General features: G+C 58.6%; 12 protein-coding genes. 5 read left to right on the top strand and 7 right to left on the bottom strand.

Going from position 1 to position 16,429, the window contains the following annotated elements; translation table 11 throughout:
- Positions 1-206 precede the first annotated feature (206 nt).
- The 4 genes from purT to LWH94_RS16775 are packed head-to-tail and all read right to left on the bottom strand — an operon-like array spanning position 207 to position 2,742.
- Complete coding sequence (purT, locus tag LWH94_RS16790; RefSeq protein WP_232902978.1) at positions 207-1,406, bottom strand: formate-dependent phosphoribosylglycinamide formyltransferase; 1,200 nt, start codon at positions 1,404-1,406, stop codon at positions 207-209.
- Between the two features lie 24 nt (positions 1,407-1,430).
- A complete protein-coding gene (locus tag LWH94_RS16785) occupies positions 1,431-1,613 on the bottom strand; it encodes a DUF1289 domain-containing protein (protein ID WP_199457599.1) in 183 nt (60 codons plus the stop codon).
- Positions 1,614-1,615: 2 nt separating this feature from the next.
- A complete protein-coding gene (locus LWH94_RS16780; RefSeq protein ID WP_199457600.1) occupies positions 1,616-2,143 on the bottom strand; it encodes a gamma carbonic anhydrase family protein in 528 nt (175 codons plus the stop codon).
- Between the two features lie 17 nt (positions 2,144-2,160).
- A complete protein-coding gene (locus tag LWH94_RS16775; RefSeq protein ID WP_232902977.1) occupies positions 2,161-2,742 on the bottom strand; it encodes an NUDIX hydrolase in 582 nt (193 codons plus the stop codon).
- A 95-nt stretch (positions 2,743-2,837) separates the two neighbouring features.
- Between LWH94_RS16775 and LWH94_RS16770 the strand changes: the two genes are divergently transcribed.
- Positions 2,838-3,386, top strand: a complete 549-nt coding sequence (locus LWH94_RS16770) for an NUDIX hydrolase (protein WP_232902976.1) — start codon at positions 2,838-2,840, stop codon at positions 3,384-3,386.
- Here the strand turns inward: LWH94_RS16770 and LWH94_RS16765 are convergent, their stop codons facing one another.
- Together LWH94_RS16765 and purL are read right to left on the bottom strand one after the other, a co-directional pair.
- Positions 3,387-3,698, bottom strand: coding sequence for a Nif3-like dinuclear metal center hexameric protein (locus tag LWH94_RS16765; RefSeq protein WP_232902975.1), 312 nt, complete (start codon positions 3,696-3,698; stop codon positions 3,387-3,389).
- A 385-nt stretch (positions 3,699-4,083) separates the two neighbouring features.
- Complete coding sequence (purL, locus tag LWH94_RS16760) at positions 4,084-7,989, bottom strand: phosphoribosylformylglycinamidine synthase (protein WP_232902974.1); 3,906 nt, start codon at positions 7,987-7,989, stop codon at positions 4,084-4,086.
- 216 nt (positions 7,990-8,205) lie between these two features.
- Here purL and mltF point away from each other — a divergent pair, with 216 nt between their 5' ends.
- Complete coding sequence (gene mltF, locus LWH94_RS16755) at positions 8,206-9,744, top strand: membrane-bound lytic murein transglycosylase MltF (protein ID WP_232902973.1); 1,539 nt, start codon at positions 8,206-8,208, stop codon at positions 9,742-9,744.
- A gap of 14 nt (positions 9,745-9,758) precedes the next feature.
- Here mltF and LWH94_RS16750 read toward each other — a convergent pair whose 3' ends face one another.
- On the bottom strand, positions 9,759-10,241 hold the full coding sequence (locus LWH94_RS16750) for a regulatory protein RecX (RefSeq protein ID WP_022989620.1): 483 nt from the start codon (positions 10,239-10,241) through the stop codon (positions 9,759-9,761).
- A gap of 146 nt (positions 10,242-10,387) precedes the next feature.
- Between LWH94_RS16750 and LWH94_RS16745 the strand changes: the two genes are divergently transcribed.
- The 3 genes from LWH94_RS16745 to LWH94_RS16735 all read left to right on the top strand — a co-directional run bounded on the left by LWH94_RS16745 (position 10,388) and on the right by LWH94_RS16735 (position 16,423).
- Positions 10,388-12,859: a DUF349 domain-containing protein gene (locus tag LWH94_RS16745; protein ID WP_232902972.1), complete on the top strand. Its 2,472-nt coding sequence runs from the start codon at positions 10,388-10,390 to the stop codon at positions 12,857-12,859.
- A gap of 175 nt (positions 12,860-13,034) precedes the next feature.
- Positions 13,035-14,243 carry an acetyl-CoA C-acetyltransferase gene (locus LWH94_RS16740; RefSeq protein WP_232902971.1) on the top strand — a complete coding sequence of 403 codons (1,209 nt, stop codon included), beginning with the start codon at positions 13,035-13,037 and terminating at the stop codon, positions 14,241-14,243.
- A 29-nt stretch (positions 14,244-14,272) separates the two neighbouring features.
- Complete coding sequence (locus LWH94_RS16735) at positions 14,273-16,423, top strand: 3-hydroxyacyl-CoA dehydrogenase NAD-binding domain-containing protein (RefSeq protein ID WP_232902970.1); 2,151 nt, start codon at positions 14,273-14,275, stop codon at positions 16,421-16,423.
- The last annotated feature ends 6 nt before the right edge of the window (positions 16,424-16,429 follow it).

Raw genomic sequence — 16,429 nt, 5'->3', positions numbered from 1 at the left:
GCCTTGTCAACCGTTGATTTCGAATAATTTCTGAAGCAATTTTTCGAATACTTTCAATCGGTTATCGCTGAGGTTTTGCTCCGTTTCCGGCGTTGCCCCTCAAGCGAGATGCGCATTCTACAGACCTCAGCACAGGTGTCAACGGTTGCCTTAAACTTTTTTGAAAAGTCCTTTTCGCCGCCAACGCTCCGACTACCGGCACATCATTAAAGCTCTACTTTAACAGCGCCCGCGACAGCTAAAGCACGCTGCCGGGCTTCCTCTAAAGAGTTTGCCTTTGCCAGTGCCACACCCATACGACGACGCCCCTTCAACTCCGGCTTGCCAAACAACCGTAACTGGGTGTCCGGCTCAGCAAGTGCCAGCTCTACTCCACTGTATGAGACATCAACTGACTCACCTTCAGGAAGAATGACCGCCGACGCCGTTGGTCCTTGCTGGCGAATTACCGGAACAGGCAAACCAAGAATGGCCCGGGCGTGCAGGGCAAACTCGGACAGGTCCTGGGACATCAGGGTAACCAGGCCAGTATCGTGTGGCCTCGGGGATACTTCCGAGAACCAGACCTGATCGCCCTTCACAAACAGCTCCACACCATAGACACCGTAACCACCCAGGTTGTCGGCAACCGCCCGGGCAATTTCCATGGAGCGCTCAAGTGCTTTGGGAGCCATAGGGTGCGGCTGCCAGGATTCCCGGTAATCACCATCTTCCTGGCGGTGCCCGATGGGATCGCAGAACGAAACGCCATCACGGTGGCGAACCGTCAGCAGGGTGATCTCATAATCGAAGTCCACAAAGCCTTCGATGATGACACGCCCCTTCCCTGCCCGGCCACCGGTTTGGGCATACTCCCAGGCCGCTTCTATCTCCGCATTGTCTCTTACCAGGCTCTGCCCCTTACCCGAAGAACTCATCACCGGCTTGACTACCAATGGCAGGCCAATCTCTTCGACGGCAGCCAGGTACTCCTCGCGGCTGCCGGCAAACCGGTAGGCTGAAGTGGGCAACTCCAACTCTTCCGCAGCCAGGCGGCGGATACCTTCGCGGTTCATCGTCAGATTGACGGCACGCGCGGTCGGAACAACCCTGTACCCTTCTTCTTCAAGCCGCACCAGCTCAGCCGTTGCGATGGCCTCGATTTCAGGAACAATCAGGTGCGGGCGCTCTTTTTCAATGACAGCCCTCAGTGCCGCGCCATCGAGCATATCAACCACATAGCTGCGGTGGGCGACCTGCATGGCCGGTGCATTTTCGTAGCGATCCACGGCAATCACTTCCACACCGTATCGCTGCAGCTCGATTACCACTTCTTTACCAAGCTCGCCTGAGCCGCAAAAAAGCACGCGTGTTGCACCAGGCTTCAGCGGTGTACCAATCCGGACAGTCTGCTCTGAACCAGTCATTGAATCTGTCTTCCTGTGTATAGATTAGATAGCAACTTTCTTTTCACGCTCAGCCACTTTTCGAAGAACCTCCCGGCGCTCCTCGTCTGTCATCATGGTCCAGCGCAGTATTTCATCCCCGGTTCGCTGACAGCCTATGCAGGTGTCATTCTGGTCCAGCGCACAAATGCTGACACAGGGGGAGCGAACTCTATCGGCAGTTTTCATGGTTAAATCTCGACTTGCTGCAGATCAGCCAGGTAACGCTCGGCATTCTTCACGTAGTGGGCTGCACTGAACTCCAGCATTTTCTTCTGGCTGTCATTCAGCTCACGACGAACCTTGCCCGGGGAACCGATCACCATGGAGCCGTCCGGAATTTCCATCCCTTCCGGGATCAAGGTGTTCGCACCAATCAGGCAATGCTTGCCGATCTTTGCGCCATTGAGCACCACCGCATTAATGCCAATCAGCGAATAATCCCCGATCTGACAGCCATGCAGCATCGCCTTGTGCCCGACGGTCACGCCGCGTCCAATTGTAAGTGGAATTCCCGGATCGGTATGCAGAACCGAACCGTCCTGGATGTTTGATTCCGGGCCTATGGTGATCAACTCGTTGTCGCCACGAATCACCACATTGAACCAGATACTGGATTTCTCCATCAGCTTGACGCTGCCAATCACGGTGGCGTTGTGGGCGACAAACTGGCCATCGCCGTCTTTTTCGGGCTTTCGCTGACCCAGGCTATAAAACATAGAACTCCTCCGTCACCCTACCGGGGCGGCTCAAGAATATCGATGCCGGCATCGTACACAGCATTCAGAAAATCGACCAGAACCACGGCCGACAAACCCCATATCTGATAACGCTCCCAGCGATAGCATGGCACGTAAAGGGTATTGTGCTGGAAGCTCAGGGTATTCGTTCGTTCCCGCTTGTCCTCGAGGAAAAAAGAAACCGGAACACGGAAGATACTTTCAATTTCTGCCGGATTTGCCTGTAACGGGTGATCAACCGGCACCAGGCCCACGTATGGAGTTACGACAATCCGGTGCAAAGACATCACCTGGCTGAGCGGCGCAATGAGCCGAACCTGGTCCGGCGGCAGGCCGATCTCTTCATGGGTCTCCCTCAACGCGGTTTCCGCCAGGGAAGCATCTTCGGGATCCCGCTTGCCCCCCGGGAAAGCAACCTGCCCGCGGTGGGTTTTCATATGCTCGGACCGGAGCGTGAAAATGATCTCGGGGTTGCGGTGATTATCGGTGACCGGAACGAGCACGCCGGCTTCGGGGTAATCCAGGGCCAGTTGCCTGGGGGCGTATTTGGACAACCGTTCGGTTAGCAGGTCTTCCACTCTTTACTCCGGTTACTTGCCAATATTGAGTGAGACACAGGCAGTCCGGATCGTTAAACTGACTACCAACGGACACTCAGTATACGGGGAAAACAATGAAGTATTGCAGCACATGCGGCCAGCCGGTTGAACAACGTATTCCAGAGGGAGATAACCGGCATCGCTATGTTTGCGTCAGCTGCGAGACCATACATTACCAGAACCCGCGCATTGTTGCCGGCACGGTTCCGGTGTGGGAAGGCCAGATTCTGTTATGCAAGCGCGCGATCGAACCCCGCTATGGCTACTGGACCCTGCCTGCAGGATTTATGGAAAACGCCGAGACCACCATGGAGGCAGCAGCCCGGGAAACCCGGGAAGAAGCCCTGGCGGAAGTTACCATCCATGGTCTGTACTCGATTATTGATGTCCCCCACATCAACCAGGTGCACATGTTTTATCGCGCCACCCTTACAGACGGACAATTCGGCGCCGGGCAAGAGTCCCTGGAATCAAAGCTGTTCACCCCCGACGATATCCCCTGGGACGAAATTTCCTTTCCTACCGTACGAAAAACCCTTGAGCTGTTCCTCAGTGATATGAAGAGCGAAAGCTATGGCGTGCACATTAAAGACATTCGCCACCCGATGGCGAAGAAGGACTGATCAGAAGTCTTCCAGCCGGAAAACCTCGTACGCGGGCTCCTCATAGGGGTGAGCCTGCTTCAGCGCCGCAACCGCCTTGCCGATCACCGCATCATCGCAAACCAGCTCGACCTTGTACTCCCATACAGTCTCCAGCTCGCCCTGACTCCCCAAAAAAGGATCACTTCCTGCCAGCGGACGAAACTGGCCCTGCCCTTTGCATTGCCAGGCACACTGATCGTAATCACCGATCTTCCCCGCACCGGCATCGAACAGGGCCTGCTTGGTTGGCCCCAGATGACTCTCCGGCACGAAGTAACATAACTTGTACATAGCCCGCTCCAGATTGATCAAGTTTCGCTCAGCATTAGGGTTTCCAAACTTACCCACAGTTTCTGTGGATAACTCTGGGGATAGTTTCTGGGAATCCGTCCCTGAGCCCCATTGTTACTGACCTTTCCTTAAACTGGCGACAAAATCGCCCATTTAATTTAATCGTTATCTTTCAATAACTTATATTTGTCGAACAAAAATCAGGCGTAAATCTCTGACTCTGTTCACAGATCACACAACGCACCCGCAAAAATGTGCATAAAGTTCGCGAGTCAAGACCTTGACTGACAAGTTTTCGGACTTTTTACACAAAAAAACCGGCCTGAAGGGTGCTTCCAACAGAAGCTCTTCAGGCCGGCTTTGTCAAGACGGACTCAGGGGTTGATCAAGCCAACCAGCGTCTCGCATTTCTGAACATACGCATCCAGGGGCCGTCTTCCTGCCAGCCATCCGGGCGCCAGGAGTGCTGAACCGCACGGAATACCCGCTCGGGATGCGGCATCATGATGGTCACCCGGCCATCACGGGTGGTAACACCGGTAATGCCCGCCTCGGAACCGTTCGGGTTGTAGGGGTAACGAGTCGTCGCCTCGCCACGGTTGTCCACGTAACGCATGGCTACCAGCTCATTTTCGATGAGCGCCTGGGCGTTATTAGCTGCGGCAAATTCAATCCGACCTTCACCGTGGGCCACAGCGATCGGCATCCGGGAACCGGCCATGCCGTCCAGGAATGCAGACGGAGACTGCGCTACTTCCACCATCACCAGGCGAGCTTCAAACTGCTCAGACTGGTTACGGACAAAGCGAGGCCAGCCTTCGCTACCCGGAATCAGCTCGTGCAGGTTCGACAGCATCTGGCAACCGTTGCACACGCCCAATGCCAGCGTGTCCTGGCGATTGAAGAACGCGGCAAACTGATCCCGAACGCGGTCATTGAACAGGATGGACTTGGCCCAACCTTCACCGGCACCCAGAACGTCACCGTAGGAGAACCCGCCACACGCCACCAGGCTCTGGAAATCATCCAGGGTGATGCGGCCAGAGAGCAGGTCGCTCATGTGCACGTCTGTTGATTCAAAACCGGCACGATCGAAGGCAGCTGCCATTTCAACCTGGCCGTTTACGCCCTGCTCACGCAGCACAGCCACTTTCGGCCGGGCGCCGGTGTTGATGAACGGCGCGGCAACGTCTTCGTTAATGTCGAAGGTCAGCTCGGCGTTCAGGCCGGGGTCTCCAGCGTCCAGCAGGTTATCAAACTCGTCCTGGGCACAGTCCGCATTATCGCGCAGCGACTGAATGCGATAGCTGGTTTCCGCCCACAGGCGCTGAAGCTCTGTGCGGGACTCATCCACCACACTGTCGCCGGCAAAGGTCAGGCGCACGCGGTCTTTATCGTTCAGGGTACCCACCACACTGGTGTGGTCGCCCAGACCAGCCGACGAGAACTGCTGCAGAACAAACTCGGTGTCGTCACGACGCACCTGAATGACTGCACCCAGTTCTTCGTTAAACAGCTCGCGGGCAAATTGCGAGCTGTCTTCCGCCAGGCCGTCCAGCTTGATATCCACACCGGTGCGGCCGGCAAATGCCATTTCTGCCAGTGTGACAAACAAACCGCCGTCAGAACGATCGTGATACGCCAGCAGTTTACCGTCGCCGTTCAGGCCCTGGATCACCGCAAAGAAGGCCTTGATGTCTTCCGGGTCGTCCAGGTCTGGCGCTACGGCACCTACCTGGCGATAAACCTGCGCCAGTGCAGAGCCACCCAGGCGGTTCTGGCCGGCAGCCAGGTCAACCAGGATCAGGTCGGTTTCACCGGCATCTGTTCTCAGCTGGGGCGTCAGTGTGCGGGCTACATCGGTAACCGGCGCAAAGCCGCTGACAATAAGAGACAGCGGCGCAGTCACGCTCTTCTGCTCACCGTTGTCTTCTTCCCAGGTGGTTTTCATGGACATGGAGTCCTTGCCCACCGGGATGGTAATACCAAGTTCCGGGCACAGCTCCATACCGACTGCGCGCACAGTCTCGTAGAGATTCTCGTCTTCACCCGGGTGACCGGCTGCGGCCATCCAGTTCGCAGACAGGCGAATATTCGAAAGTTTTTCGATCGGCGCCGCGGCCAGGTTGGTAATTACCTCGCCCACCGCCATACGGCCCGAAGCCGGCGCATCAATGACGGCAACCGGTGTGCGTTCGCCCATAGCCATGGCTTCGCCGGCACGCACATCAAAGGAGGCAGCGGTAACCGCCACATCACTCACCGGCACCTGCCAGGGGCCAACCATCTGGTCACGGGCCACAAGGCCGGTAATTGTGCGGTCACCAATGGTGATCAGGAAACTCTTGGACCCCACAGACGGCAAACGCAGAATACGGCGAATGGCATCATGGATATCGATCTTGGTGGAATCGAACACCGGCTTGGTGAACGAAGAGCGGGTGATGCTGCGGTGCATTCTCGGCGGCTTGCCGAACAGCACTTCCATCGGCAGGTCCACCGGCTTGTCGTTAAAGTACGAATCGCCCAGTTCCAGGTGGTGCGCTTCGGTGGCTTCACCGATCACCGCATAGGGGCAACGCTCGCGACGGCACAGGGAATCGAACAGGTCGATATTCTCCGGCGCCACGGCCATTACGTAGCGTTCCTGGGATTCGTTACACCAGATCTCCAGGGGCGACATTCCGGGCTCGTCGCTCGGAATATCCCGCAATTCGAACTTGCCGCCACGGCCGCCGTCTTTGACCAGTTCCGGCATGGCGTTAGACAAACCACCCGCACCCACGTCGTGAATAAAGCAGATCGGGTTGTCATCGCCCATTTGCCAGCAGCGGTCGATCACTTCCTGGCAGCGACGTTCCATTTCCGGGTTGTCCCGCTGAACCGAGGCAAAGTCCAGGTTTTCGTTACTGGAGCCAGAGTCCATGGAAGACGCCGCGCCACCACCCAGGCCGATCAGCATAGAGGGGCCACCCAGTACAATCAGCTTGGCGCCAACCGGGATATTACCCTTCTCCACATGATCTTCGCGGATGTTACCCAGACCACCGGCAATCATGATGGGCTTGTGGTAGCCGCGCACTTCCTCACCGGCTGCACCGGGCACCTTCTCCTCGAAGGTACGGAAGTAGCCGGCCAGGTTCGGACGGCCGAATTCGTTGTTGAACGCAGCGCCGCCAATCGGGCCTTCAATCATGATATCCAGCGGTGAGGCAATGCGATCCGGCTTACCGTAGCCGATCTCCCAGGGCTGCTCATCGCCGGGAATATTCAGGTTGGAAACCGTGAAGCCCGACAGGCCGGCCTTGGGCTTGGAACCCCGACCGGTCGCGCCCTCATCACGGATTTCACCACCGGAGCCGGTAGCGGCACCGGCAAACGGCGAGATAGCCGTGGGATGGTTGTGGGTTTCCACCTTCATCAGAATGTGTACCGGCTCCTTGTTGTAGCCGTACACACCGGTTTCCGGATCCGGGAAGAAGCGCCCGGCCACACTGCCTTCGATAACCGACGCGTTATCTTTATAGGCCGACAACACGCCTTCGCTGTTCATCTCGAAGGTGTTGCGGATCATGGCAAACAGGGATTTCTCCTGGCCTTGCCCGTCGATATCCCAGGACGCATTGAAAATCTTGTGGCGGCAGTGCTCCGAGTTGGCCTGCGCGAACATCATCAGTTCCACGTCGGTCGGATCACGCTCAAGGCCGGTGAACGACTTCACCAGGTAGTCAATCTCGTCATCCGCCAGTGCCAGGCCCAGCCGGGCGTTGGCTTCAACCAGGGCATCACGGCCGCCGGATAACACCGGCACACGGCCCAGCGGGCGGGGTTCGTCGTGGCTGAACAGCAGCACCGCACCGCCGGTTTCGTGGAAGACGGTCTGGGTCATGCGGTCGTGCAGCAGGGCGGCAATCTTTTCCCGCTGCTCCAGGCCCAGCTTACGGCTGGACTGCACATAATAGGCAATACCACGCTCGATACGGCGAATCTGGCGCAAGCCGCAGTTGCGGGCAATGTCCGTGGCCTTACTGGACCAGGGCGACAGGGTGCCCGGCCGCGGCACCACAAGGAACAAAACCCCTTCAGGTTCTTCAACCTGCACACTGGGGCCGTATGTCAGCAGCCTGTCCAGAATCGCGTGTTCCGCGTCGGAGAGGTCATCATCGAGATCCACAAAGTGCATGAACTCGGCATACACATGGGCTACATCCGGAACAATATCCTGGATCCTGGAGTGCAACTTGCGGGAACGGAAAGGCGAGAGCGCGGGAGCGCCGCGAAGTTCAAGCATGATATCAACCTGTATCGCGCGAAATCGGGAGACGTCTGAAAGGCGGCCATGATACTCGAAACGGGCGGCAGGATACAGCTTCAGGTAGCCGGCCGGAAAAGCCTACAATTGACATTGTTTTGCACATGGATTGAACAGATCAATTGACCACCTTCCGGCAAGGAGGGATCATTCACCTGACTGCATGGAACGTCGAATGATGCGGAGCGCAGGGATTTGTCACGATTGATCAGCACCTTTAAAACCAGCCACAGGCCTGTGGCCCTGATTCTGCTGGCTGCACTGGCAGTCAGCGGCTGCTCCCGGCCGACTGCCCTTCAGGACGTTCGCAACGAAGGTGCCCTGCACGTTATTACCCGTATAGCTCCTTCTATTTATTACCAGGAACGGGAAACCACAACCGGGTACGACTACGAACTGGTCAGCGACTTTGCCCGGGAACTGGGCGTAGAGCTGAGAGTCCGTGTTGCTGAAGACAACTCCGAAATCCTCTCGGTTCTTTCCCGAAACTACGCCCACATCGGTATGGCCGGGCTCGCCAGACTGCCGGAGTTCGAAGGCAAGTTCCACACCGTGCCCACCGGCATCAATGTTCAGTCCGTCGTGGTCTACCACCGGGATGCGGACAGGCCAGAAACCCTCGACGACCTGCAGGGCGATACCGTCCACATGCTGGCTGACAGCAACCACGAACACCTGCTTGAAGCACGGGAAGGCGAACCAGCGCCGGTTATTGCCGTTCACTCTGAAATCGATGCAGCCGGCCTTCTGGCCCGGGTGGAAACCGGGGAATTCGCCTACGCGGTGGTTTCATCGAACGAGCTCGACCTGAACCACGTCTTCTTCCCCGACGTCTACGAAGGCTTCGCCCTGAACGAACCTGAAGAACTGGTTTGGCTGTTCCCGGCGGAACAGGACGATTCGCTGGCCAATGCCGCCGCCAGTTTCATGGAAGCCCAGCGTGATAGCGGCCAGATGGAGCAGCTGGCCGAGCGTTTTTATGGCCACCTGGACCGGCTCAATTTTGTGGGCGCCCAAACCTTCATGGCCCACGTGGACAACCGGCTGCCCACCTACCAGACCACTTTCGAAAGCTACGCCCGGGAAACCGGCCTGGACTGGCGCCTGCTTGCAGCCATCGGCTACCAGGAATCCCATTGGCGCGCCAATGCGGTCTCCCCCACCGGCGTGCGCGGGCTGATGATGCTTACCCGCACCACCGCCAACTATATCGGCGTGAGTAACCGCCTGGACCCCGAGCAAAGTATCAAAGGTGGCGCCCTGTATTTCCTCCGGGTGCTCGAGAAAATTCCCGACCGGATTCCGGAACCGGACCGCACCTGGTTTGCCCTCGCCTCCTATAACGTGGGCTATGGCCACCTTGAAGATGCCCGACGGTTAACGGAATCGGCAGGTAAAAACCCGGATCGCTGGATGGATGTGAAGGAATTCCTGCCGTTGCTGGCCCAGAAGGAATGGTACACCAAAACCCGCTTCGGTTATGCCCGTGGGCACGAGCCGGTGACCTACGTGCAGAACATCCGTCGCTACTACGATGTGCTGGTAAGGGTCACGGAACCGGAGCTGCCAGAACCGTCTGAAACCGATGTAGACCTCGCCGCCCTGAATCCCAGAGATGAAAGCGCCGAAGATGGAACCAATGGTTCCGACAACGCGGACAATCCAGAATCGGGCTCACCCAGCCTGCGAGCCGCACTGCCGCCTGAGCTGGGGCTGATCCCACCCACCCTGTAATCCGGCTAACCGGGTTACTCGTCTTCGGGAGCCCTCGCTTCCAGTGCCCGCTCAACCTGTGAATGGGAAAAGCCCCTCCCGGCCAGAAACCGTGCCTGTCGCAACTTTTCTTTCAGGTCATCATCCAGCCTTGCCAGCCCGAACCGCCTTTCCCTCAGGCGCACTGCCGATGCCAGCCATTGCTCTTCGGTGGTTTCACTGAGGCACCCGGGGCTGAAATTCACCCCACGCTGCTGCAAGTCCGCCAGGATTCTCAGGGGCCCGTAGCCCGCATCCATCCGTTGCCGGGCAAACACATCGGCAAAACGGTGATCATCCAGCCATCCTTCATCCTCGTATTCATCGAGGACTGTGTTGATCAGTGCCGGCTCAATCTTCCGTTGGCGAAGTTTCAGCGCCAGCTCGTGGCGACTGTGTTCACGCCGAGCCAGCAGGCGCAGCGCCACCGAGCGGGCCTTGTAATCCTGGTCTTCGGGATTTTCATCTCTTTTTGCCATACAGCCCCTTTCCGCGATGGCTTGCAAAACGCTAGACTACCGGCCGATTTCACACACCGCCCGGCACACCCGACCGTGCCTGTGGCCGGTGGCAGCACACTTTGCCGCCACCGCAGACTGGTTTCAATCCCGAAGGATACCTTTATATGGCTGCATTCATTCAGAGACTGTTCAAATCCCGCAAGGCAACCCCGGCAAGCGCTCCGAAAAACAGCACGCCAAAAGCGGCCGAGGCCAGCCAGCAGGAAGCCCAAAACGAACGACAGCTTCTGCGGGAATCCCAGGAAAACCAGCTCAGAAACAATCCGCCACAGCCCGAACTCGCCCAGCTTGCCATTGACGGCGTAACCGCTGCCATTCGCCTGGAAGCCGCCAACGGCCTTCAGCAGGAAGAGCTCCTGCAGCAGGTGCTCAAGCAGGCCAAGGGCCGGGACAAGGGTGTCTACCAGGCAATCAAGCAAAGCCTGCAAACCGTGAAAGACCAGCAGGCCGCCGAAACCGCCGTACAACAGCGTATCGAAGCCCTGATCACCCAGGTACAGGACCAGGCCCGCAGTGAAGACACCAAGCTTTACGAAGCCCGGCTCGACGCAGCACAGGAAAGCTGGCGCAGCGTTGAAGCCAGCGCCAGTGCCGAACAGGCCGGGCAATTCCTGGCTGCCGTGCACGACTGCCGGGAGCGGCTGAAACAGTTTAAACAGGTACAGGAAGACGAAAAGCGCCACCAGGAGCAGGCCCGCCAGAGAACCGAGACCCTGGAACTGCTCCAGCAGACCCTGACAGACCTGCAAACTGCCTCCGCAGAAGACCTGCCTTCGGCCTCGGCCCTGGACGCCCTGCAGAAAACCCAGGAAAACCGCTGGCTGGAGGCCACCCGTGACACCCAGGTAAGCAAGCAGGAGCAGAAAGAATACGAGCAGCAGATGCTGGGCTTGCGCAACTACCTGAGTGCCGTGCGCCGCCTGGAAACCATGAAAGACAGCATTGCCAGCCTGGGTGAAGCGGCCGGATCAGACGAGGCAACCGACGAGCAACGTGATGCTGCAAGGCAACTGCTCAAGGAACTGGAGTGGCCGGCAGAATTCCCCCAGCCCGCCAGGCTGGAACCTGTACGCAAGCTGGCCGGCAAACCCAGAGCCGCGAAACCGGCAGATGCCAACCAGGAACAGCAAAGCGCGGTTATGTCAGCTCTGAAGGCCACCCTTCCGGACCTGGAAGCTGCCCTGGAAGCCAGGCAGTTCAAGGAATCAAAGCAACTTCTGAAAACCGCCCAGAACCAGTTCCAGCAACTGGATGGCCGAAACCGTCGTGGCTTCCAGGCCCGCATGCAACTGCTTGCCGGCCAGTTCCGGGAGCTCAGCGACTGGCAGGGCTTTGCCACCGAACCCAAGCAGGTATCCCTGTGCGAGCAGATGGAATACCTGGCAGAACAACCCATCGAGCCGGAAGCCAAGGCGGAGCGCATCAAGGAGCTGCAGAGCGAGTGGCGTGAACTGGGCGGTTCGTCTGACCGGGCCCTGTGGAGCCGGTTCAAGGCCGCGTCTGACAAGGCCTACGAACCCTGCAAAGCCTACTTCGAGGCAAAATCGGACCTTAAACAGGCCAACCTGCAGAAGCGCCAGGCCATCTGCGACCAGTTGGCTACTTTCCTGGACAGCGCAGACTGGACAGCCATCGACTGGAAAGGCGCCGAGCGCATTCACCAGACTGCCCGGCAGGAGTGGAAATCGGCCTGGCCCGTGGACTTCCGCGACAACCGGCAAATCCAGAAGCGTTTTGACGACTTGCTGAAGCAGCTTGAGCGCCCGCTGGACGAAGAGCGCAAAAAGAACGAAACCCTCAAACAAGGCATCGTCGAAAAAGCCGAGGCGCTGATCAGCCACGAGCCCCTGCAGGAAGCCATGGAGCAAGCCAAGGCCCTGCAGAACGACTGGAAAGCCATCGGCATCACCCGGCACCGGGAAGACCGCAAACTCTGGCAGGCGTTCCGCACAGCCTGTGACCAGATCTTTGCCCGCCGCGATGCCCAGCGCTCCGCACAGCAGGAGGCAACCGAACATGCAGACCAGGCGGCACTCGAAACCGTTGCCCAGCTGCGGGAACTTGGCACTGACTCCGATGACCAGTCCATCGCCGGCGCCATCGAACAATTGAACGGCCTGGCCGGTAATCCGTTGTCCAAGCCGGTTCGGGAACAGGTTCAGGAGCTGAAAAAGCGCCTGGCCCAGACCGCCCGCACCCGTAAGTTGAAACAGAAAATCAACGACTGGCAAAGCCTGGTGGCAGGCCGGGTAGACAACTCCCTGGATCCGCAAACCGCGCCTGAGAGCTGGGCCCGCCTGGCACAGAACCAGCCAGCAGTGTCGGGCCGGGACCTGGCCATTCGTGCAGAGATCCTCGCCGGCGCCGATACCCCGGAACAGGACCAGCCGCGCAGGATGGAAATTCAGGTGCAGCGCCTGACCGAAGGTATGGGCAACACAGAAACAGAAGCGCCGGCACAGGAGCTGGAAAAACTGATTGCCCTGTGGTGCCTGCACCCGGAGGTAGAGGACGTATCCGCCAGCAACGCCGACCGCCTGAATCGCGCACTGGAGGTTATGCTCGGCAGCGATTAAAAGGTCGACTCGCTCCCCTGATCCGAAATCCCTGCTCCGGCGGGGATTTTTCGTTTCCCGGCTGAGCAATTTCGCCAATGGGATTGGCAGCGGCTGTCATTACCGGGGACTACACTGAACCGCTATGGTTATCACTCTTTGAAAACAAGCCCGGATAACAATCAGAGGAACAGATATGACCACCGAGGCGTACATTTTCGATGCCGTTCGCACCCCCCGCGGCCGCGGCAAGAAAGATGGCTCACTGCACAGCGTTAAGCCGATCACGCTGCTTACTACCGTGCTCAAGGCTCTGGAAGAGCGTAATCGGCTCGACACTTCTCAGGTAGATGATGTCGTCATGGGCTGCGTCACCGCCGTGGGTGACCAAGGCGCAGATATCGCCAAGACGGCGGCACTGGCCGCTGATTGGGATGAGAAAGTCGCCGGAGTAACCCTGAACCGTTTCTGCGCCTCCGGCCTGGAAGCCGTTAACCTGGCTGCCATGAAAGTGCGTTCCGGATGGGAAGACATGGTGGTTGCCGGTGGTGTAGAGGCGATGTCGCGCGTACCCATGGGTTCCGATGGCGGCGCCTGGGCCACCGACCCGGAAACCAACCTGCACACCGGCTTCATGCCGCAGGGTATCGGTGCAGACCTGATCGCCACTCTGGAAAGCTTCAGCCGTGAAGATGTCGATGGCTTTGCGGTGAAATCCCAGCAAAAAGCCGCCAACGCCTGGGACAAAGGCTACTTCGCCAAATCCATCGTACCGGTCACCGACCAGAACGGCGTGGTGATTCTGGACCGCGACGAGCATGTGCGCGGCAACACCACCGTGGAATCCCTGGCCAGCCTGAAACCGTCGTTCCAGATGATGGGTGAGATGGGCTTCGATGGCGTGGCTCGTGAAAAATATCACTACGTGGAAAAGATCAACCACGTGCACCACGCCGGCAACTCCTCCGGCATTGTCGACGGTGCCACCGCCGTGCTGATTGGCAGCGAAGCCAAGGGCAAGGAACTGGGCCTGAAGCCCCGTGCCCGCATTGTCGCCACCGCGGTCACCAGCACAGACCCCACCATCATGCTCACCGGCCCTGCCCCCGCCGCCCGCAAGGCGCTGGAGAAAGCCGGCATGACCGTGGGCCAGATCGACCTGTTTGAAGTGAACGAAGCCTTTGCCTCAGTGGTGATGCGCTTCCAGAAAGAACTGTCCGTTCCGGACGAGAAAGTGAACGTGAACGGCGGCGCCATCGCCATGGGTCACCCGCTGGGTGCTACCGGTGCCATCATCCTGGGCACCCTGCTGGATGAACTGGAACGCCGTGAACTGCGCTACGGCCTGGCCACCCTGTGTGTGGGCGGCGGCATGGGCATTGCCACCATCATCGAGCGCGTCTGAACGCCACTTTCAAATAAAAGGAACCGACCATGAGTGCCATCCAATACGACCTGGGTTCAGACCAGGTTCTGACCCTGACCATCGACATGCCGGGCCAGTCCGCCAACACCATGAACGGCGAGTTTCGTACCGCCCTGACCGACACCGTCAACAAGGTCAAAGGCGACCTGGACAAGATCAAAGGCATCATTATCGCCTCAGCCAAGAAAACCTTCTTCGCCGGCGGCGACCTGAACGAGCTTCACAAAGTCACCCGCGAGCAGGCCAAAGACTTCGAGGCCATGATCAACAGTCTGAAAGCCGATATGCGGGCGCTGGAAACCTGTGGCAAACCGGTTGTGGCGGCCATTAACGGCACCGCCCTCGGCGGCGGACTGGAACTGGCGCTGGCGTGTCATTACCGCGTTGCCATTGATGACGACCGTACCCAGTTGGGCCTGCCAGAAGTGACTCTGGGCCTGCTGCCCGGCGGTGGCGGCACCCAGCGCCTGCCCCGGATGATCGGCCTGGAAGCGGCTTTCCCGTTCCTGATGGAAGGTAAAAAGGTCAACCCGAAAGCGGCCCTGAAAGCCGGCATCGTGAATGAATTGGCCAGTTCACCGGAAGACATGATCGCCAAGGCCCGTGCCTTTATTGAAGCCAACCCCAAGTGCCAGCAACCCTGGGACCAGAAAGGCTTCAAATTCCCCGGCGGCGCCCCACATCATCCAGCCATGGCGCAGAAACTGGCCATCGCCCCAGCCATGCTGCGGCAAAAAACCAAGGGCTGCTACCCTGCCCCTGAGCGGATTCTGGCAGCAGCCGTGGAAGGCGCCCAGGTGGACTTCGACAACGGCAGCCTGATTGAAACCCGGTACTTTGCCGAGCTGGCCACCGGCCAGGTGGCCAAAAACATGACGGGCACCTTCTGGTTCCAGCTCAACGCCATCAAGGCCGGCGGCAGTCGCCCGGATGGTGTGGAAAAAGAAACTTTCAAGAAAGTGGGCGTCCTGGGTGCCGGCATGATGGGTGCCGGCATTGCCTACTCCACGGCCAGCCGCGGTATTGAGGTGGTATTGAAGGATGTCTCCGTGGAAAATGCGGAGAAAGGCAAAAGCTATTCCGAAAACCTGCTGGCCAAGAAAGTCAGCCGCGGCCGCATGACCGAGGCCCAGAAAGACAAAGTACTGGCCCGTATCACAGCCACAGCCTCCGCCGAGGATCTGGAGGGTTGCGACCTGATCATCGAAGCCGTGTTTGAAGACAGCGACCTGAAAGCCAGGGTTACCCAGGAATCGGAACCAAAATTGGTGACCAACGGCATCTTTGCCTCCAACACCTCCACCATCCCCATTACCCAGCTGGCCAAGGCCTCCGCCAAGCCGGACAACTTCATCGGCCTGCACTTCTTCTCCCCGGTGGACAAGATGCAGTTGGTGGAAATCATCGTGGGCGAGAAAACTTCCGATGACACCCTGGCCCGCGCATTCGACTATGTGCAGCAGATCGGCAAGATTCCCATTGTGGTGAACGACAGCCGCGGCTTCTTCACCTCCCGGGTCTTCGGTACTTTCGTTAACGAAGGCATCAGTATGCTGGCCGAGGGCATTCACCCTTCCAGCATCGAGAACGCAGGTTTGCTGGCCGGCATGCCGGTGGGTCCACTGGCGATTTCTGATGAAGTCAGCATGACCCTGATGCAGCACATCCGCGCCCAGAGCCGGAAAGACACCGAAGCCGCCGGCGGCACCTGGCAGCCACACCCGGCCGAAGCCGTCATTGATGCGATGGTGGATACCCACAACCGCAAAGGCAAAGCCGCCGGCGCCGGTTTCTACGAGTACCCGGAGAAGGGCAAAAAATACCTTTGGCCGGAGCTGGAGAACTTGTTCGTAGACCAGGCCAAGGCCCGCAGCGTGCAGCTTCAGGACCTGAAAGACCGCATCCTGTTCATCCAGGCCATCGAGACCATTCGCTGCCTGGAAGAAGGCGTATTGAGAACCGTGGAAGATGCCAACATCGGCAGCATCTTCGGCATTGGCTACGCGCCCTGGACCGGCGGTGCCATCCAGTTCGTCAATCAGTACGGCGTTCGGGCCTTTGCCGAACGGGCACAGCAACTGGCTGACCAGTACGGCGAGCGCTTCGCACCACCTGCGCTGCTGATGAGCAAAGCAGAGAACAACGAAACCTTCGCCTGACCCTCC

The sequence above is a fragment of the Marinobacter sp. G11 genome (assembly GCF_021282325.1).
Taxonomy (GTDB): domain Bacteria; phylum Pseudomonadota; class Gammaproteobacteria; order Pseudomonadales; family Oleiphilaceae; genus Marinobacter; species Marinobacter vinifirmus.
The sequence above is the reverse complement of the archived record's forward strand: the minus strand, read 5'-3'. Positions and strand labels throughout refer to the sequence as shown.

Bases quoted from the DNA above. Each gene is read 5' to 3' on its own strand.
- LWH94_RS16765 (WP_232902975.1), bottom strand. From the start codon at position 3,698: ATGTACAAGTTATGTTACTTCGTGCCGGAGAGTCATCTGGGGCCAACC.
- LWH94_RS16745 (WP_232902972.1), top strand. From the start codon at position 10,388: ATGGCTGCATTCATTCAGAGACTGTTCAAATCCCGCAAGGCAACCCCG.
- LWH94_RS16750 (WP_022989620.1), bottom strand. From the start codon at position 10,241: ATGGCAAAAAGAGATGAAAATCCCGAAGACCAGGATTACAAGGCCCGC.
- purL (WP_232902974.1), bottom strand. From the start codon at position 7,989: ATGCTTGAACTTCGCGGCGCTCCCGCGCTCTCGCCTTTCCGTTCCCGC.
- LWH94_RS16740 (WP_232902971.1), top strand. From the start codon at position 13,035: ATGACCACCGAGGCGTACATTTTCGATGCCGTTCGCACCCCCCGCGGC.
- LWH94_RS16770 (WP_232902976.1), top strand. From the start codon at position 2,838: ATGAAGTATTGCAGCACATGCGGCCAGCCGGTTGAACAACGTATTCCA.
- LWH94_RS16780 (WP_199457600.1), bottom strand. From the start codon at position 2,143: ATGTTTTATAGCCTGGGTCAGCGAAAGCCCGAAAAAGACGGCGATGGC.
- LWH94_RS16735 (WP_232902970.1), top strand. From the start codon at position 14,273: ATGAGTGCCATCCAATACGACCTGGGTTCAGACCAGGTTCTGACCCTG.
- purT (WP_232902978.1), bottom strand. From the start codon at position 1,406: ATGACTGGTTCAGAGCAGACTGTCCGGATTGGTACACCGCTGAAGCCT.
- LWH94_RS16785 (WP_199457599.1), bottom strand. From the start codon at position 1,613: ATGAAAACTGCCGATAGAGTTCGCTCCCCCTGTGTCAGCATTTGTGCG.